The organism is Massilia sp. (genome assembly GCF_031995545.1).
In the GTDB taxonomy this organism is placed as follows: Bacteria; Pseudomonadota; Gammaproteobacteria; order Burkholderiales; family Burkholderiaceae_D; genus Telluria.
This window is the reverse complement of record NZ_DAMAGA010000017.1, coordinates 65,892-84,901: the sequence shown is the minus strand read 5'-3', so window position 1 is coordinate 84,901 and position 19,010 is coordinate 65,892. Positions and strand designations below refer to the sequence as shown.

Here is a 19,010-nt window from a genome sequence, read left to right as displayed (position 1 = left end):
CGCCGAATGCCGGCGCATATGCATCTAATGCACGCTGGAAATAGAACTGACAATGTACGTTTCCCCACATACCGTTGTGTAAGGCTCTGGCACGATCTTCTCCGTAAGGCTTCCAATACCAACGATCGCAACGACCACCAAGAAAGGTAGGCCCTTCATGAAACGCGCTTCGCTCGCAGCCGCGCTATGCCTGGCATTCGGCGCCGCTTCCGCCCAGCAGGGCGACGGCACCAAGTTCTCCACCAACATCAACGTCTGGAAGCCGAACAAGGTCGAGGCGACGCCGGAGCGCATCAAGGCATTGAAGGCGCCGCCCGGCTTCACGGTGAGCGCATTCGCGACCGGTCTCAAAAACACCCGCATCATCGCGGTGGCGCCGAACGGTGACGTGTACGTGAGCCGGCGCGACCAGGGCGACGTGCTGCTGCTGCGCGACGCCAACGGCGACGGCCGCGCCGACGGTCCGGCCATCACGGTGGCCAACCGCGCCGGTGCGCACGGCCTGGCGATCCGCGACAACAAGCTGTACCTGGTCACCGCCAAGGAACTGTTCGTGGCCGACATGAAGAGCGACGGCCGCCTGGGCGAACTGCAGATGCTGATCGGCGACCTGCCCGACGCCGGCCAGCACGCCAACCGCACCATGGCCTTCGGCCCGGACGGCATGCTGTACCTGAGCGTGGGCAGCACCTGCAACGCCTGCAACGAGAGCAACGTCGAAAACGCGACCATGCTGCGCATTTCCCCGGACGGCAAGAGCCGCACCATCTTCGCCAGCGGATTGCGCAACACGATCGGCTTCGCCTGGCATCCGACCACGGGCGAACTGTGGGGCTTCGACCATGGCATCGACTTCCTGGGCGACGACGTGCAGCCGGAAGAAGTCAACAAGATCGAACTGGGCAAGCAGTACGGCTGGCCGCACGTCTACGGCAAGGGCGACATCTACCCGCAAAGCACGCCGCAGGGCGAGATCAGCAAGGAAGAGTGGAAGGCGCGCAGCACCCCGATGGTGGTCGGCTACACCGCGCACGCGGCGCCGATGCAGTGGGTGTTCGCCGCCGGCAGCGCCTTCCCGGCCGAATACCAGGGCGACGCGTTCGTGACCATGCGCGGTTCGTGGAACCGGGTGCCGGCCTCGGGCTACGAGATCGTGCGCGTGCGCTTCGAGAACGGTCAGGCCAAGTCGGTGGAGCCGTTCGTCACCGGTTTCCTGACCGACGGTGGCAAGACCCACATCGCGCGCCCGGTGGGCCTGGCGATGGCCAAGGATGGCTCGCTGCTGATGGCGGACGATGCGAATGGTGTCATCTACCGTGTGGCCTATACTGGCAACAGCGGCGGCAAAGGCGGCACCCCGGCGAAAGCCCCGGCCGGCCCGATGGAGGAACAGGCCAACAAGGGCAACAACGTACCGCTGGCGAACAAGCGCGCCGAGACCGAAGCCAAGGGCTCCTTGTCCGTGACCTCGTCCAGCTTCGCCGCCAACGGCATGATGGACGACCGCTACACCGAGTATGCCGACGGCGTGTCGCCGGCACTGTCGTGGAAAGCGGTAGCGGGCGCCAAGTCATACGCGGTCATCATGGAAGACCCGGATGCGAAACCGGTAACGCCGTTCGTGCACTGGGTGATGTGGAACATCCCGGGCAACATCACCAGCGTGCCGGAAGGCGTGCAGGAGCAGGCGCGCCTGTCTGATCCGGACGGCGTGCTGCAGGGACGCACCACGCGCGGGGCGCCGGGCTACTACGGTCCCAAGCCGCCGGTGGGCGAAGCGGCGCACCGCTATCACTTCCAGGTCTACGCGCTGGACAAGATGCTGGACGTGCCGTTCGGTGCGGACCGCGACCAGGTGCTGCAGGCGATGCGCGGACACGTGCTGGCCAAGGGCGAGATCGTCGGCAAATACGGTCAGAAGCAGCAGCCGCAAAAGTAAGCGAAGCGCGGACGCGGTTGCGGACACGCTTGTGTCCGCGGGCGACCGCTTCCTGACCGGACGGACGGCGCGGACACCGCTGCCCGTCCGTTTTCCTTTATGAATCAATGACCTGATCGCTGGCACGGTTCGTGCAATAACGACCATCAACCGTCGTTACTGGACAAACCCATGATCCGCGATACCGCCCACCAGGACACCGTCCTGGCCCCGCCGCCTTCCCACAAGCTCAAGCGCCGCGCGCTGCTGCTCGGCGCCGCCGTCGCCCTGCTCGCCATCAGCGCCACCCTGTTCGCCGCCTGGAACGGCAGCGAACACTCGGTATCAGGCAGCCGCCTGCGCATCGCCGAAGTCGGGCGCGGCACGCTGGTGCGCGACGCCGCCGTCAATGGCCGCGTGGTGGCCGCCGTCAGCCCGACCCTGTACGCCACCGCCCCCGCCACCGTCAACCTGCAGGTCGCCGCCGGCGACACCGTCAAGAAGGGCGACGTGCTGGCGGTGCTGGAGTCGCCCGACCTCACCGACGCCCTCAAGCGCGAAGTCTCGAGCTACGAACAGCTGAAAGCCGAAGTGGCGCGCCAGCAGATCCTGTCGCGCAAGCAGAAGCTGCTGGCGCAGCGCGAAGCCGACACCGCCGAAATCGAGCGCCTGTCGGCCCAGCGCACGCTGGAGCGCTACGACAGCGTCGGCACGGTCGGCATCATCGCCAAGATCGACTACCAGAAGGCCAAGGACGCCGTGAACTCGGCCGGCATCCGCGCCCGCCACGCGGCGCAGGCCGCGACGCTGGAAGGCGACGACGTCGAGCTGGCGATTAGAACGAAGGCCAACGAACTGGAACGCGCGCGCCTGTCGATGGCCAACGCCCAGCGCCGCGTCGACGAACTCACGGTGCGCGCGCCGGTCGACGGCTTCATCGGCACCCTGAATGTCCAGAACCGCATGGTGGTGGCCGCCAACGCGCCCCTGATGACGCTGGTCGACCTGTCCAAGCTCGAAGTCGAACTCGAAGTGCCCGAAACCTACGCCGCCGACCTGGGCCTGGGCATGAACGCCGTGATCGCGCTGCCCGCCGGCCAGGCCGGCGGCAAGCTGTCGGCGCTGTCGCCCGAGGTGGTCAAGAACCAGGTGCTGGCGCGGGTGCGCTTCGACGGCGAGCAGCCCAAAGGCCTGCGCCAGAGCCAGCGCGTCACCGCACGCCTCCTGATCGAGGAAAAGCCGAACGTCCTGATGCTGCCGCGCGGCCCCTTCGTCGAGAGCGAAGGCGGACGCCATGCCTACGTGGTACGCGACGGCGTCGCGCTGCGCACCCCGATCCGGCTCGGCGCCACCAGCCTGTCGTCGGTCGAGATCGTGTCGGGCCTGAAACCGGGCGACCAGGTCGTCATCTCCGGCACCGACGCCTTCAAGAACGCCGAGCGCGTATCTATCAACTGAGCATCAACTACACATCCAACATCCAACACCAAGGAGCATGACCATGCTGCGCATGTCCAATCTGAGCAAGGTGTACCGCACCCACATGATCGAAACCCACGCCCTGCGCGGCTTCGAGATCCAGGTGAGCGCCGGCGAATTCGTCACCGTCACCGGGCCCTCGGGCTCGGGCAAGACCAGCTTCCTCAACATCGCCGGCCTGCTGGAAGAATTCAGCGGCGGCGAATACATCCTCGACGGCGTCAACGTCAAAGGCCTGGACGACAATGCCCGCTCACGCCTGCGCAACGAAAAACTCGGTTTCATCTTCCAGGGCTTCAACCTGATCCCCGACCTGAACCTGTTCGACAACGTCGACGTGCCGCTGCGCTACCGCGGCTTCAACGCGCGCGAACGCAAGGAACGCATCGAGGATGCGCTGGCCAAGGTCGGCCTGGCTTCGCGCATGAAGCACTACCCGGCCGAACTGTCGGGCGGCCAGCAGCAGCGGGTGGCGATCGCGCGCGCGCTGGCCGGCTCGCCAAAGCTGCTGCTGGCCGACGAACCGACCGGCAATCTCGACACCCAGATGGCGCGCGGCGTGATGGAGCTGCTGGAACAGATCAACGCCGCCGGCACCACCATCCTGATGGTGACCCACGACCCCGAGCTGGCGGTGCGCACCCACCGCAACGTGCACATCATCGACGGCCAGGTGTCGGACCTGGTGCGGCGCAGCCCGAGCCTGGTCGACGACGCCGCCACCGCCGCCGTACCGGCATAAGGACGCGCCATGTTCGCCTACTACTTCAAGCTCGGCGTGCGCAGCCTGCGCCGCAACCCGGTCCTGACCGCATTGATGGTGCTGACACTGGCGGTCGGCGTCGCCGCCAGCGTCTCTACCCTCGCCATCCTGCACATGATGTCGGGCGACCCGATCCCGCACAAGAGCGCGCGCCTGTTCGCGCCGGTGCTCGACGTGCGGCCGGCCGAGAACTACGATCCTGGCGACGAGCGCGGCGACGACCAGCTCACCTACATCGACGTCGTCAACCTGCTCAAAAGCGGCCAGGGCGTGCGCCGCACCGGCATGTACGGTATCGCCACCGTGATCGAACCGCCCGACAAGAAGATCGAGCCGTTCTGGACCGAGGGCATGGCACCCACGCGCGACTTCTTCGCCATGTTCGACGTCCCGTTCCTGCACGGCCAGGCGTGGAGCGAGACCGACGACGCGCGCGGCGCCGACGTGGTGGTGCTCAGCCGCGAGATGGCGGAAAAGCTGTTCGGCGACGCCAACCCGGTCGGGCGCCAGGTGCGCATGCTCGATGCGCCGTTCACCGTGGTCGGCGTGATCGACGCGTGGTCGCCGCAGCCGCGCTACTACCAGCTGCAGAACGGCCGCAAGTTCGGCGTCAACGAAGACCTGTTCATCCCGCTGGCCTCGTCGATCCGGCACAAGAGTTCGCACAACGGCGGCATGAGCTGCAGCGCGCGTTCCGATCCCGGCTTCGAGGGCATCCTGCGCTCGGAATGTACCTGGCTCCAGTTCTGGTTCGAGACCGCGTCCAGCGCAGACCGCGCCGGCCTGCAGTCCTGGCTCGACAACTACGCCGCCGACCAGCGCAAGCTGGGCCGCATGCAGCGCAATGCGCCCAACGAGCTGTACGACCTGCCCGAATGGCTGGTGCACATGAAGGTGGTCGGCAAGGACAACAAGCTGTCGGCCTGGCTGGCGTTCGGCTTCCTGGCCCTGTGCCTGGTCAACACCATCGGCCTGCTGCTGGCAAAGTTCTCGGTGCGCGCATCGGAAGTGGGCATCCGGCGCGCGCTGGGCGCCTCGCGCAAGGACATCTTCCGCCAGTTCCTGACCGAGAGCGCGGTGATCGGCCTGGCCGGCGGCGTGCTGGGCCTGTTGCTGGCCTTCGGCGCACTGGCGCTGCTGTCGATGCAGAGCAACGCGATGGCGGCAGTGGCACGCATGGACCTGGCGATGCTGGGCTTTACCTTCGCGCTGTCGGTGCTGGCGGCCTTGCTGGCCGGACTGCTGCCCACCTGGCGCGCCTGCCAGGTGACGCCGGCGCTGCAGCTCAAATCCCAGTAAACCACGACAACCGTCACGGAGAATCAATATGGAAATCCGTCCCATCCTCTCAAGCCTGATGCGCAACAAGACCGGCCCGATCCTGGTGGCGCTGCAGGTTGCCCTCAGCCTGGCGATCCTGGCCAACGCCCTGCACATCGTCAGCGAACGGCGCGCCGCGGCGGCGCGCCCGAGCGGCATCGCCGACGAACAGGCGGTGTTCGCGATCAACGCCAGCCACCTGCGCAGCGATGGCCCCGAACAGGAACTGGCCACCCTGGATCGCGAGATCGCACTGCTGCGCGCGGTGCCGGGCGTGGTGTCGGCGGCCAACGTCGGCCAGCTGCCGATGTCGAACTCGGGCTGGAACACCAGCGTGGCGATCGACCGCAAGCAGATCAAGGAATCGACCGGGGCCTCGACCTACATGACCGCCGACTCGCTGGTGCAGACCTGGGGCCTGAAACTGGTCGAAGGGCGCGACTTCGTGCCCGGCGAATTCCAGAACGTCACCCTGGGTTCGCGCGAGGTGCCGCATGCGGCCATCGTCACGCGCGCACTGGCCGCGAAGTTGTGGCCGGGCCAGCCGGGCAGCGGCAAGACGCTGTTCATCGGCATGGGCGAAGACGCGATGGCGATCCCGGTGGTCGGCGTGGTCGAACGCTTGCAGGACCACGGCGCGCGCATCGATGAACGCGGCGAGTTCTCGATCATCCTGCCGATGCGCGAATACGGCGCCAACGGCGGCGCCACCTACACCATGCGCGCCGCACCCGGCCAGCGCGACCGGGTGATCCGCGATGCCGAAGACGCGCTGCGCAAGGCTTCCAGCGATCCGGTCATCTTCAATACGCGCACCATCGATGATCTGCGCGAAGCGCGCTACCGCGCCGACGTCGCGCTGTCATGGACGCTGGTCGTGGTCAGCCTGCTGCTGCTCCTGATCACCGCCGGCGGCATCGTCGGCATGGCCAGCTTGTGGGTCAACCAGCGCCGCAAGCAGATCGGCGTGCGCCGTGCGCTGGGCGCGAAGAAGACCGATATCCTGCGCTACTTCATCCTTGAAAATCTCCTGATCACCAGCACCGGCGTATTCGGCGGCGTCCTGCTCGGGGTCGGATTGAACCAGCTGCTGGTGACGCGGCTCGAGATGGCGCGCCTGCCGCTGGGCTACCTGGTGGCCGGAGCGCTGGTACTGTGGGCGCTCGGCATCCTGGCCGCATACGGTCCGGCGTGGCGCGCGGCCAGCATCTCGCCGGCGCTGGCCACCCGCAGCGCATAGCGGCAAGCCGGTGCTATGCTAGCGGCCATGCCCACAGTTCTCATCATTGACGACAACGCCGCGGTCGCGGTCGCGCTCGAGGTCCTGTTCTCGCTGCACGACATCGCCGCGCTCAGCGCCGCTTCGCCCGAGGAGGGCCTGGCGCTGCTCGACAGCGCGCCGGTCGACCTGGTCATCCAGGACATGAACTTCACGGCCGACACCACCTCGGGCGAGGAAGGGGTGGCGCTGTTTCGCCAGATCCGCGCACGCCACCCCGATCTGCCGGTGATCCTGCTCACCGCCTGGACCCATCTCGACGCGGCGGTCGACCTGGTGAAAGCCGGCGCCGCCGACTACCTGCCAAAGCCGTGGAACGACGAGCGCCTGCTGGCCACCGTCACCAACCTGGTCGAACTGGGCCAGGCCAACCGGGCACTGGCACCGCGCCTGCAGCGCGAACGCAAGGACCGGCGCGAGCTGGAACAGCGTTTCGACCTGCACGGCCTGGTGTGGCAAGACCCGGCCACCGAACGCGTGCTGCACCTGGCCTGCCAGGTGGCGCGCGCCGACGTGCCGGTGCTGATCACGGGGCCGAACGGGTCGGGCAAGGAGCGCATCGCCGAGATCATCCAGGCCAATTCACAGGTGGCGGACGGTCCGTTCGTGGTGCTCAACTGCGGCGCACTGCCGTCGGAACTGATCGAGGCCGAGCTGTTCGGCGCCGAGGCCGGGGCGTATACCGGTGCGGCGCGCGCACGCGAAGGCAAGTTCGAAGCGGCCGACGGCGGCACCCTGTTCCTCGACGAGATCGGCAACCTGCCGCCGGCCGGGCAGATGAAACTGCTGCGGGTGCTCGAGACCGGCCGCTTCGAGCGCCTCGGCTCGAACCGCGAGCGCCAGGTCAAGGTACGCGTGATCAGCGCCACCAACGCCGACCTGCAGTCGATGATCCGCGCCGGCAGTTTTCGCGAAGACCTGTATTACCGCCTCAACGTGATCGAGCTGTGCCTGCCGCCCCTGGCCAGCCGCCCGGGCGACATCCTGCCGCTGGCGCGCTCCTTCCTGGCGCCAGGCAAGACGCTCGATGCGGCCAGCGAGGCGGCGCTGCTGGCGCACCCCTGGCCCGGCAATGTGCGCGAACTGAAGAACGTGATGGCGCGCGCCGGCCTGCTCAGCGCCGGCGGCACGGTGCGGGTGCAAGACCTTGGCCTGCCGGCAGCCAGCCTGCCGGCGCAGGATGCGGAACCGGACCGCGACGCCATCGTGGCGGCCCTGGGCCGCGCCGGCGGCGTGGTGGCGCAGGCGGCGGGCGAACTCGGACTGTCGCGCCAGGCGCTGTACCGCCGCATGGAGCGGCTCGGCATCGCGCGTCCATGAGCCGGGCCGACGGCGCACGGCCGAAGGGCGTCCGCTTTTCGCTGGTCACGCGCCTGTCGGCGCTGGTCGGCACCCTGCTGGCGCTGGGCATCCTCACCGCGCTCGGCCTCGATTACCTGTTCCCCGGCCACCCGCTGCTGGTGGCCGCCATCTGCCTGGCCGGCCTGCTGCCGGTGGCGATCATCACCCTGCGCACCCAGGTGCAGCCGATCCTGTCGCTGTTTCGCGCGCTCGAGGGCACGGTGGACAGCTACCGCGACGGCGACTTTTCCTTCGGCCTCTACTACCCGCACAACGACGAATTGAGCGATTTGATCGCCGCCCACAACCGGCTCGGCAATGTGCTGCGCGAGCAGCGCCTGGGACTGGCGCAGCGCGAGCTGCTGCTCGACACCATGGTGCAGAACACGCCGGTGGCGATGCTGCTGGTGGCTGACACGGTATCGAGTGCCGGTAGCGGCGCCATCGTCTACGCCAACCTGGCGGCGCGCCGGCTGCTGGCGCACGGCCGCAAGCTCGAAGGCCATGCGCTGGGTACGGTGCTGGAAGGCGCATCGCCGGCGCTGAAGGAAGCGCTGGCGCGTGGTGGCGATGGCCTGTTCACCGCCGGCGAAGGCGAGGATGAAGAGGTCTACCACCTGGCGCGCAACACCTTCACCCTCAACGGACGGCGCCACGAACTGCTGCTGCTGCGCCACCTGACGACCGAACTGCGGCGCCAGGAAGTGCAGACCTGGAAGAAGGTGATCCGCGTGATCAGCCATGAACTCAACAACTCGCTGGCGCCGCTGGCGTCGCTCGCCCACTCGGGCGCGGAACTGGTGCGGCGCGGCCAGGTCGAGCGCCTGCCGCAGATTTTGCAGACCATCGGCGAGCGCACCCGGCACCTGGAGAGCTTCATCCTCGGCTACGCGCGCTTCGCCAAGCTGCCGACGCCGCGCCTGGAAGCGCAGCGCTGGGACGCGCTGGTGGCGCGCCTGGCGTCGCAGGTGCAGTTCCGCATCGACGGAGGGCTGCCGTTGGACGCGGCCTGGATCGATGCCGCGCAGGTCGAACAAGCCTTGCTCAACCTGTTGAAGAACGCGCACGAATCGGGGTCACCGCCCGAGGACGTCGAGCTGCAGCTGCGGCGCGTGCAGGACCAGATCCGCATCGACGTGCTCGATCGCGGCAGCGGCATGAGCGAAGCGGTGCTGACCCAGGCCCTGGTGCCCTTCTATTCCACCAAGCGCAGCGGCACCGGCCTGGGGCTGGCGCTGGCACGCGAGATCGCCGAGGCGCACGGCGGCCGCATCACCCTGGCCAACCGCGACGGCGGCGGACTGGCGGTGACGCTGTTCCTGCCGGCCCCGCCCGGCGCGGTTTCGACCTGACCTGAAAGAGATGCCATGCTGACCATCATCGGTAAAGCCACCTCGATCAACGTGCGCAAGGTGCTGTGGACCTGCACCGAACTGGGTGTGCCCTTCACGCGCCGCGACTGGCAGGACGGCGATGCGCCGCTCAATCCGAACCGGATGGTGCCGGTGCTGGTCGATGGCGACTTCGTGCTGTGGGAGTCGCATGCGATCTGCCGCTACCTGTGCAACCGCTATGGCGGCGCGGTGCTGCTGCCGCCGACGCGCCAGGCCCAGCCTCGGGCGCGTGTGGAGCAATGGATGGACTGGCAAGCGACCGAATTGAATACGGCGTGGCGCTACGCCTTCATGGCGCTGGTGCGCGGCAGCAGCGCGCATCGCGATCCGGCCCAGATCGAGGCCGGGGTCAACAACTGGAACCGGCATGTCGGGCTGCTCGACGCGCAACTGGGCGCGACCGGCGCATACGTGGCGGGGGATGCGTTCTCGCTGGCCGACATCGTGCTCGGCTTGTCGGTGAATCGCTGGCGCATGACGCCGATGGCGCGCCCCGACTATCCGCATGTGGCGGCGTGGTACGCGCGCCTGGCCGAGCGGCCGGGCTTCAATGACTGGTGCGATAACGGTGTCGCCTAGGGCAGCTCCGGCCAGAGCGGCATCGATGGTCTGGTAAGATCGGCATTGGTTCCACGCCCATCCAGCCATGTCTTCCAAGTCCCCCCGCACCATCGACCCGCGCTTCGCCGCCCCCGGCCACCCACCCGCCACCATCGACGAATTCGAAGGCGTCCGCTTCCTGCACCTCGGCACCTCCTGGGTGCAGGGCGCGATGCGCATCGCCAAGCCCGACACCATCGAGCTCGAATACGTGCAGATGATGATGATGTGGACGCTGTTCCAGCCGCATCTCCAACATACACCGCGCCACATCGTGCAGCTCGGCCTGGGCAGCGCGGCGCTGACCAAGTTCAGCTACCAGCGCTTCCCCGACGCGCGCGTGACGGCGGTCGAACTCAATCCCAATGTGATCGCGATCTGCCGCGCCCTGTTCGGGCTGCCCGAGAACGACGCGCGCCTTACCGTACACGAAATGAATGCGCTCGACTTCGTGCTCGACCCACGCAACCACGGCAAGGTGGACGTGCTGCAGGTCGACCTGTATGACGAGGAAGCGCGCGGCCCGGTGCTCGACTCTCCCGAGTTCTACCAGGGCTGTTACGACTGCCTGGCCCCGGGCGGGATCATGACTACCAATGTGTTCGGCGACTTCAGCAACTACGACAAGAACCTGCTCACCATGGAACAGGTATTCGACGCGGTGGTGTGGCTGCCCGAGGTACACGACGCGAACATCGTGGTGCTGGCCTTTAAAGACGCGCCCGAGATCGACTTCTCGGTGCTGTACGAACGCGCCGGCGAGATCAAACGGCGCCTGAACCTGCCGGCCAAGAACTGGGTCAATGGCTTGAAGGAGTGGATGCGCGACCACCAGTCCTGATTGGATGGCGCACGGCGGACGGCGCGCGGCCACGCTGATTGTCGTGCTCTTGCCCCAGCTCGGACGCCGGCACCGGCGCTCCGAGCAGCGCGAACACCGAGCCGCACGGCTCGCGCTCCAGCGCCAGCACCGGGAACACCCGTTCCAGGTTGGTGTACTTGGCCCAGGCCCCGACACCGCGCGATTCGCCGGGCGGGATCGACATCGCGGCAAACCCGCGCGCGCCGCCCTCCACCGCCTCGATGCTGCGGGTGCGCACTTCCTGCATGTCCGCCTGGTTATCGGTAGCGCCGGCCGCTTCGAAGCAGCACACGCGCAGCTGCGCGCCGGCCACCGGATGGTCGTGCAGTTTCTGGTTCGGCGCGTGCCACAGCTGCATCAGCACGATGCCGTCGGCGCTGTGCGCATCCCATACGTGTTCCAGGCTGCCGTAATGTTCAAGGCCGTAGCGCTTGCAAAGCTGGGTGATGTTCATGCTAGTCGTTCCGTTTCCATTGACGCCGTTCCCGGCTGCGCCGGGCTGCGGGGTCCTGCATGGCACGCAGCAGGATCTCGCTGGAGACGTTGCAGCTCTCGAGGTACACCAGCCCGGCCTTGACGCCCCGCGTCTCGGCCAGGAACAACGCATATTCGGTGGCGAGCGCGGATTGCTCGTCGGTTCGTCGCTGGATCATGGTGTGTGGCTGCCTACAAAAAATGCGGGGCGCAAAAACATCCTATCTCGACTATGCCGTGCGCCCCCCAGAATCTTGTTAGAGAACGTAACAAAATCGGTAACATACAAAGGCAACATTTCTTTATAAAAATTTCTTTGTTCTCAAGGCACTACCCACTAAACATGAAGCGATTACAGAAGATGCGAGAACGTGGCTTTTGCACGACGCATCCTCAAAAAAGACACACTCGTCTTTACCAAATCACCGGTTGACGGTTTCTTCTCCACAACAGCTCGCTACTATCGAATGGCGTCCGTACTTGGACATATAACAACATCACCATTGAAGGAGCGAGGATGAGGAAGCAACTATTGCCACAACGCACCCTGCTGGCCGCCGCGATACTGGCCATCGCCGGCCCGGCCGCGGCCCAGCAGGCCGATCCCAACCTGTCGCAGGTCGTGGTACTCGGCTCGCGCACCCAGGCCAAGACCGCGCTCGATACTGCGGTGCCGGTGGGCCTGATCAATGCTAAGGATATCCAGTCGGCCGGCACGCTCGAACTGGGCAAGGTGCTGCAAGACCTCGACCCCTCGTTTAACTTCACCACCACCTTCGTCAGCGACGGCACCGACATCATCCGCCCGGCGACGCTGCGCGGCCTGGGGCCGGACCAGCTGCTGGTGCTCATCAACGGCAAGCGCCGCCACCAGCAGGCGCTGGTCAACGTGCAGCAGACCATCGGGCGCGGCTCGGCCGGCACCGACATCAATGCCATTCCACTGTCGGCGATCCAGTCGATCGAGGTGCTGCGCGACGGCGCCGCCGCCCAATACGGCTCGGACGCGATCGCCGGCGTGATCAACATCATCCTGAAAAAAGGCGCCGGCAACGGCATCGTCAGCGCCAGCGCCGGTACCACCAAGGAAGGCGACGGCGACACCTATTCGGCCAGCGCGCACCAGGGCTTCGCGCTGGGCGACGCCGGCGGCTACCTGAACCTGTCGGTCGAAGCACGCAAGCGAGACGAAACCAACCGCGCCGGTCTCGATACCCTGCGCGTGAATCCGCCGCGCGTCACCCAGCGCCTGGGCGACAGCAACGCCAAGGATTACTACCTGTGGGCCAACTCCGCCCTGCCGACCGCCGGCGGCGAGTTCTACGTGTTCGGCGGCGCGTCCAAGCGCAAGGGCGATTCGGGCGGCTTCTATCGCCCGGCCGAAGACTCGCGCAACGTGCCGGAGGTATACCCGAACGGCTTCCTGCCGAACATCGTCACCACCGTGCAGGATGCCTCGCTGGCGGTCGGCTACCGCCACGACCTGGCCAATGGCTGGAACGTCGACGCCAGCATCAACCACGGCCGCAGCCAGCTCAAGTTCCACGAACGGAACTCGATCAACGTCAGCTACTGGTACGAGACCGGCGACTCGCCGCGCGAAGCCGACACCGGCACGCTCAAGTTCGACCAGACCACCTTCAATCTCGACTTCAAGGGACCGGTGAACGTGTTCGGCGGCGAACTGTTCGTCGCCACCGGCTTCGAATGGCGGCGCGATAACTACGAGATCGAAGCGGGCGACCCGGTCTCGTACCAGTACGGCACCACCAACAACCCGGCGATCATCATCCGCGACCAGAACGGCGGCATCGCCGCCTCCGGCATCCAGGGCTTCCCCGGCTACACGCCCGGCACCGCGGTCGACGAAGGACGCCACAACACGGCCTACTACCTCGACCTGGAACGCAAGTTCGGCACCACCGTCACCGCCGGCGCGGCGGTGCGCCATGAACGCTACTCGGACTTCGGCAACACCACCATCGGCAAGCTGACCGTGCGCTACGACCCGAGCCAGACCCTTGGCCTGCGCGGCAGCGCCTCGACGGGATTCCGCGCACCGGGCGTGCAGCAGAAGTTCTACAGCTCGGTCTCGACCAACCTGAACGCAGCCGGCGTGCTGACCGAAACCCTGACCGCGCGCGAAGACAGCGCCGTCACGCGCGCCTTCGGCATCGCCCCGCTGCAGGAAGAAACCTCGAAGAGCGCCAGCATCGGCATGATCCTGCGCCCGAGCCAGGGCCTGTCGCTGACGGCCGACCTGTACCGCACCCGGATCGACGACCGCATCGTCTTCTCGAGTAACATCGCGCCCGAATCCGGCCCCTGCCCGACCCCGGCCTCGTGCCCGATCCGCGCCATCCTCGATCCGCTACGCGTGGGTCAGGCGCAGTTCTTCACCAACGCCATCGACACCACCACCACGGGTCTCGACATCGTGGCACAGCAAACCATCCGGGCCCAAGGCTCGACGCTGGTGCTGTCCGGCCAGCTGGGCTTCAACAAGACCGAGGTGCGCGACCGCCATTCGCAGTCGCCGGTGCTCACCGGCGAACAGCTGTTCGACGATGCGCAGGTGACGCTGATCGAGCGCGGCCAGCCGCGCAAGCACCACGTGGTGGCGGCCGACTACACCACCGGCCCGTGGAATGGCACCGTGCGCGCCAACTACTTCGGCGAAGTGCAGGGCCAAGGCTTCACGGCGCCGTTCGTGCAGACCTGGAAGGCCAAGTGGATCGTCGACCTGACCGGGCGCTACGCCTTCGACAAGCGTCTGAGCCTGTCGGCCGGGGTGAACAACCTGTTCGACACCTACCCGACGCGATGGGACGCCGAACGGGCGGCGCCGTTCCCGCAGATGGGGTTCACGTATTGCTGGGAGACCTGCCCGTTCGGGATGAATGGGCGGTCGATGTATGTGAAGGCGGACTACACGTTCTGAGCGTGTAAACCGGTCGCACGACGGACGGCACAACTGTCCATCGTGCGTGCCTCAACGCCGCTCGCGCCACCACAGCAGCAGGATCGCCACCACGAAAGCGAGTGCAAACGGCAGCACGGGAATCGGCCGCGTCGGGCCGTCGGCCGGACGCTCCAGCGTGCGCGCCGCATAGCGCGCGGTGGCATCGCGCCGCTGCGCATCCTGCCACGAGCGCCAGTCTTCCTGTGCATACACGTAGAAGCCGTGCGCGCCGGCCTTATTGTCGTCGACCCGCAGCCAGCCGGTCTTCTGCGGCCACACGGCCACGCACGACACGTCGGCGCGGTCGGCGCGGCGCTGCCAGGCTAACGTCTGCTTCAGGTCCGGCAGCGTCACCTCGCCGCGCACGCCGCGCGCGCACACTTCCATGCGCTGGCCCACCAGCGCCATCTCGTCCGGCGCCACCCACCCGGACTCCTGGCGCCGCTCGATGCCGACGCGGTCGATCACGCCCTGCCACCATAGCGCCAGCGCGCGCGGTTCGGCGATGGCGTGGCGGTGCCATTCGGCCACCGCCAGCCAGGCAATACGGCCCTGTTTCCAGTCGCGCGTCCAGACCATGTTGTCCGACCCTTGCCACGCACCGGCATCGCGCGCGGCCGGCGCCAGCGTCGTCAGGGGCATCTCAAACGGCGCGTCGATTTTGCTGCCGGCCGGCTGCGCGCGCAGCGGCAGTTGCACCGTGCGCGACCACAGGCCGGCGTCGTTGGCGTTGGCGCCCAGCACCAGCAGCGGCATGCCACCGGCAACGCGTTCGAGTAAGGCGCTGCGCTCGCCGGCACCCATGCGCTCGAACCAGGCGGCGTCGATCACCATCAGGTTCGGGGCCTTCATTTCTTCGCGTGGGGTCTGGGTGCGCGTCAATGCACGGCTCAGTTGCACCTGCCAGTCGAGCAGCGCGCCGCTGCCGGTCAGGAGGTCGTTCAGCACGCGCAGATCGAACGATGGCGCGCCGAAGCGTCCGACCACCTGCAGCGGCGCCGGCTCGTGCACGATGAACGGCACCGGGCCTTCGGCCAGCACCGCGCCCGAAGCGTTGCGCAGGCGCGCCTTGAGCACCACCGGCTCGGCCACCGGCGGCGTCCATTCCACGGTCAGGTCGCCGGCATTGCGCACCTGGGCCAGCAGCTCGCCGTTCTCGGCCAGCAGTTCCAGCTGCGCCGCGCCCTTCTCTTCGCGCGCGACCTTCAGCCGGAACACGCGGCCGAGCGCCACCTGGCTCGGGAAGTCGAGCCGGATCGCTAGACCACGCGGTGTTTTCCAGTCCAGCGGCAGCGCAGGCAGATCGTTCCATTGCGCAGCGCGCAGGCCTTCGCCCAGCACCGTCAAGCCGTGCACGCCGTCGAGCGAGACCGGCGCGGTGGAGGCGTCGATGGTGAACGTGCGCCCGCCCTCGCCCGGCATGCGCAGATCGGCCGCGAGCAGGCCCAGTGCGGTGGCGGCCACCGCCACCAGCAGTGCGTCGAGCCACTTGCGCCGATACAGATACAGGCCGGCGCTGGCCACGCCGGCAATGGCGACGACAGCAAGAATCAGAGTCGTGTTCATTGCTTACTTCCTTCGCGCCAGCTACGCACGAACGGCGTCTCGACCGTCGGCTTTGCCTGCAGCAGCACCTGCCCTTCGCCGGCGCCGCTACGCAGCCAGGCGCGCAGCGCCGGACGGCAGGCGATGCAGCCATCGAGCACGTCCTGGATCGAACGCTGCGCCGCCAGGCGGCCCTCGTCGTCCTTGATGCGGGTGCGCACCCAGTCGTTGGCGGTGCGGGTCCACAGCGCCGGCAGCGGGCCGTCGCCAGACAGCATCCGCACCAGCGTACGCAGGTCTTCCGGCAGCGGCGCGTCCTGGCCGGACTGTTCGCGGCGGTAGCTCGCGGTGCCGTCCATGCTGCCCGTCATGCGTTTTTCTTCGGTAATCGGCGGCGGCGTGAAGGCGGTCTTGTGCAGGTAGATGCGCTCGGCCTGCTGCAATTCCTTGATCGCGTCCAGCGCCTTGTGCTCAGGTGACAGCGCCATCTTCGGCTCGAGCGCGCGCAGCGCTTTCTCGGCATCCCACATCGCCACCAGTGCACGCCGCAGCACCTTCTTGGTGCCCTCGTCGTACATGGTCGCGTTCTCGGATTCGTCGTGGGCGTGGCCGTAGGTGTTCAGGATGTGTTCCGTCTCGTTGCGGATGCCGCCTGTGCGCTTGTTCGGTTCACCATGATCGTGGCCGCTGTGGTCCTGGCCATCGTGTTCGTCGTGTTCTTCGTGCTTTTCGCTGGTCTTTTCACTGCCCTGCGCTTCGTCGTTGAACAGGGTCGATTCCTCGCCCAGGAACTGGCCGTAGCGGCGGCGCAGCGCGCCCTGGTCGCCGGCGATGCGCTCGGCGCGGTCGCGCACTTCGTCCTTGCCGATCTTGCCGCGCATGTCGGCGATCAGCTGTTCGGTGTCGATGATGATCTGGCGCTGGCTGCGCAGGCTTTGCGGCTTGACCAGGGAAGGCATGGCCGCGCTGTCTTCCTCGGCTTCGGTTTCAGGCGCCGGCAGGCGGATGACGTAGGTCGGCGACTGCACGTTGTGCGGGCGGGTAGCGTTGTCGGCGGCGCGCACGAAGAAGTAGAGTTCATCGCCCGGCTCCATCCCCAGTTCGGCCAGCGACCAGTTCTTCGACCAGTCGCGCTGCTTCGGATTGGTCGACGCCGGCAGCGGCATCTCGCGGTCAGTGAACTTGACGTTCTCGCCGCTGCCGCGCGCCAGCGTCAGGTGCAGCGTGGCGCGCTGCACCGCATAGTCGTCGCTAATGCGGATCGCCATCGCGGTACCAGTCGCGCCTTCGCGCAGGTCCTGCACCATCTGGGTCGGTGCGGTGATCTCGATCTCGGGCGGCGCGTCGGGAATCACGCGCAGCGTGTGGCGCTCGCCGCGCCAGCGCCACAACACCGACTCAAGCGCGGTCCAGCGTGCGCATTCCTGGCCCGGCGAGAGCACCTGGCCATTGGCCAGCTCGATCTTTTCATTGCCGGTGACGTTGCCCTTCAGGCACCAGCTGACCACAGTCTGCTCGGGCACCTGCAGGTCGCCCGGCGCCGATTCGGATGCCGCCACGCCGGTGTAGGCCGGCGGCGCGATGCGCAGCGTGAGCTGGGGCGGTGCTGCCGCCGCGTTGGCGGTGGCGATCGGACCGGCGGGCGTGGCCACGTTGACGGTCTGTTCGCGGTTGGTGGCGAACCACACCATCGCAGCCAGCGCGGCGCTGATCAGGATGATCGGATAGCCGGCCGAAACGTACTGCTTGACGATGCGGCGCAGCTGCGCCGGCGAGATGGCGGCGTCGAGGCGCTCGAACAGGCGCTTTTGCTGCAGGCGTGCGATCGGCGTGTCGGCGCTTTCCAGCAGCGCAGCGCTGTCTTCCATCTCGGGCACGGCACCATCGAGCCATGCGGTCCATTCGAAGGTGACGCGGCGGCGCAGCTTGACCCAGTCGAGCGCGCACCAGCCGGCCCAGGCCAGCAGGCCCGGTCCCGACGGAATCGCCAGCCATGGCAGCGCGCCGCCGATCCACAGCGGCAGGCGGCGCAGCTGGGCCGCGCGCCAGACGCGCTTGGTGATTTCAACGCTCATGGGGCGGCCCTCCGGATTTTCGTCAGACTATGGGTCAGGATCCTCTCGAGGACGAACAATGCCGCCAGCACGGCCAGCAGCGTGTCGCGCAGGGCGCCGCCCGGCGGCGGTGCGCCGGCGTCCTTCGACGCGGCGAACACCTGCGACTGCATCGTGTACGGGCGCGGGCCGACGTGCAGCTGCTGCCAGTCGTCGAGCAGGCGGCGCGCGCTGTCGGCGTCGTGCGGCGGCCAGGCGGCGTGGTGCCACAGGCGGCCGCGCGGGCTGTCGGCATAGTGCAGGCCGTTGAGTTCGGGCGCTTTCGCCAGTTCGGGGAATGCGGCGCGGTCGGTCACCAGCCACAGCGACGCTTTCAGACTGGCGGGCGGCGCGCCGGCGCGGTCCCAGACGATCAGCTGCGTCGCGGCGCCGGGCGTCTCGTCGATGACGATCTTTTCCGGGCCGTCGAGCGCGGCGAACATGCGGCGCCACTCGGGCGCGCGTTCGCTGGCGATGTAGACGTGATGTTCGACCTTCGCGGCCTTGGCCGGCTGAGTGCGCAGTTCGACCTTGCGGCCGAACGATGGCTTGGTGGCCGGCATCGGCACATCGCCCAAGACCAGCAGGCGCGCACCAGACTCCCATTCGCGCTCGTGCTCATGGACCCAGGCCAGCGCTTGCGCAGCGGGCAGCGTGACGCGCTCGGCCTGCGCCAGTCCGGCGTCGGTTGCCTGGCGTTCGGCCCATGCGGCGTCGGTTCCTTGCGCGACGACGACGGTATCGCCGCGCCATGGATAGACCGGGTCGGCCAGCCACGCGGTCAAGCAGGCCAGCAGCAGGCAACGCACCAGCAGCAATAATGGATCGCTCCAGCGCCAGACGCGGGTCTGACGTGGTTCGGTACGCGGCAGGAAGCGCGCGGTCGCCATCAGGGCGGCCTTGTTCTCGATGCGCTTGCGGCGGTGCCACCAGATCGGCAGCACAATGATGGGCAGGGCGAACCACCAGAGATTGTTCAT

Annotated in this window: 15 protein-coding genes; 10 read left to right on the top strand and 5 right to left on the bottom strand. The window is 67.4% G+C overall.

The annotated features are described in order from the left end of the window. The first annotated feature begins 157 nt into the window (after window positions 1–157). The 9 genes from RTQ83_RS13810 (at window position 158) to RTQ83_RS13770 (ending at window position 10,935) form a co-directional block, all read left to right on the top strand. The gene (locus RTQ83_RS13810) at window positions 158–1,939 is read left to right on the top strand and encodes a YbhB/YbcL family Raf kinase inhibitor-like protein (RefSeq protein ID WP_312515531.1); all 1,782 of its coding nucleotides are present in this window, start codon (window positions 158–160) and stop codon (window positions 1,937–1,939) included. A gap of 171 nt (window positions 1,940–2,110) precedes the next feature. Then, window positions 2,111–3,376 (top strand): efflux RND transporter periplasmic adaptor subunit, encoded by a 1,266-nt coding sequence (locus RTQ83_RS13805; protein ID WP_312515528.1) that lies wholly within the window; start codon window positions 2,111–2,113, stop codon window positions 3,374–3,376. 43 nt (window positions 3,377–3,419) lie between these two features. Then, window positions 3,420–4,139, top strand: a complete 720-nt coding sequence (locus RTQ83_RS13800) for an ABC transporter ATP-binding protein (RefSeq protein WP_312515525.1) — start codon at window positions 3,420–3,422, stop codon at window positions 4,137–4,139. A gap of 9 nt (window positions 4,140–4,148) precedes the next feature. Further along, a complete protein-coding gene (locus RTQ83_RS13795) occupies window positions 4,149–5,459 on the top strand; it encodes an ABC transporter permease (RefSeq protein WP_312515522.1) in 1,311 nt (436 codons plus the stop codon). Between the two features lie 28 nt (window positions 5,460–5,487). Further along, entirely contained in the window at window positions 5,488–6,720 is a 1,233-nt protein-coding gene (locus tag RTQ83_RS13790; protein WP_312515519.1) for an FtsX-like permease family protein, read from the top strand. 27 nt (window positions 6,721–6,747) lie between these two features. After that, window positions 6,748–8,079 carry a sigma-54 dependent transcriptional regulator gene (locus RTQ83_RS13785; RefSeq protein ID WP_312515516.1) on the top strand — a complete coding sequence of 444 codons (1,332 nt, stop codon included), beginning with the start codon at window positions 6,748–6,750 and terminating at the stop codon, window positions 8,077–8,079. Continuing rightward, entirely contained in the window at window positions 8,076–9,452 is a 1,377-nt protein-coding gene (locus tag RTQ83_RS13780) for a sensor histidine kinase (protein ID WP_312515513.1), read from the top strand. Before RTQ83_RS13785 ends, RTQ83_RS13780 begins: the two co-directional genes overlap by 4 nt. 15 nt (window positions 9,453–9,467) lie before the next feature. Next, window positions 9,468–10,073 (top strand): glutathione S-transferase N-terminal domain-containing protein, encoded by a 606-nt coding sequence (locus RTQ83_RS13775; protein ID WP_312515510.1) that lies wholly within the window; start codon window positions 9,468–9,470, stop codon window positions 10,071–10,073. A gap of 67 nt (window positions 10,074–10,140) precedes the next feature. Continuing rightward, window positions 10,141–10,935, top strand: coding sequence for a spermidine synthase (locus RTQ83_RS13770; protein ID WP_312515507.1), 795 nt, complete (start codon window positions 10,141–10,143; stop codon window positions 10,933–10,935). Here RTQ83_RS13770 and RTQ83_RS13765 read toward each other — a convergent pair. Both RTQ83_RS13765 and RTQ83_RS13760 read right to left on the bottom strand, forming a co-directional pair. Then, window positions 10,895–11,410: a hypothetical protein gene (locus tag RTQ83_RS13765; RefSeq protein ID WP_312515504.1), complete on the bottom strand. Its 516-nt coding sequence runs from the start codon at window positions 11,408–11,410 to the stop codon at window positions 10,895–10,897. The genes RTQ83_RS13770 and RTQ83_RS13765 overlap by 41 nt on opposite strands. 1 nt (window position 11,411) lies before the next feature. Beyond that, window positions 11,412–11,609, bottom strand: a complete 198-nt coding sequence (locus tag RTQ83_RS13760) for a hypothetical protein (protein ID WP_312515501.1) — start codon at window positions 11,607–11,609, stop codon at window positions 11,412–11,414. 338 nt (window positions 11,610–11,947) lie between these two features. Here RTQ83_RS13760 and RTQ83_RS13755 point away from each other — a divergent pair, with 338 nt between their 5' ends. After that, window positions 11,948–14,371: a TonB-dependent receptor gene (locus tag RTQ83_RS13755; protein ID WP_312515498.1), complete on the top strand. Its 2,424-nt coding sequence runs from the start codon at window positions 11,948–11,950 to the stop codon at window positions 14,369–14,371. Between the two features lie 51 nt (window positions 14,372–14,422). On the opposite strand, the gene RTQ83_RS13750 is transcribed toward RTQ83_RS13755, so the two are convergent. From RTQ83_RS13750 to RTQ83_RS13740, 3 genes are read right to left on the bottom strand one after another with little or no spacing between them, the layout of a single operon-like run. Further along, window positions 14,423–15,958: a hypothetical protein gene (locus RTQ83_RS13750; protein WP_312515495.1), complete on the bottom strand. Its 1,536-nt coding sequence runs from the start codon at window positions 15,956–15,958 to the stop codon at window positions 14,423–14,425. Further along, on the bottom strand, window positions 15,955–18,012 hold the full coding sequence (locus tag RTQ83_RS13745) for a DUF4175 family protein (RefSeq protein ID WP_312515490.1): 2,058 nt from the start codon (window positions 18,010–18,012) through the stop codon (window positions 15,955–15,957). The genes RTQ83_RS13750 and RTQ83_RS13745 overlap by 4 nt, the downstream gene beginning before the upstream one ends. Then, complete coding sequence (locus tag RTQ83_RS13740) at window positions 18,009–19,010, bottom strand: BatA domain-containing protein (protein ID WP_312515487.1); 1,002 nt, start codon at window positions 19,008–19,010, stop codon at window positions 18,009–18,011. Before RTQ83_RS13740 ends, RTQ83_RS13745 begins: the two co-directional genes overlap by 4 nt.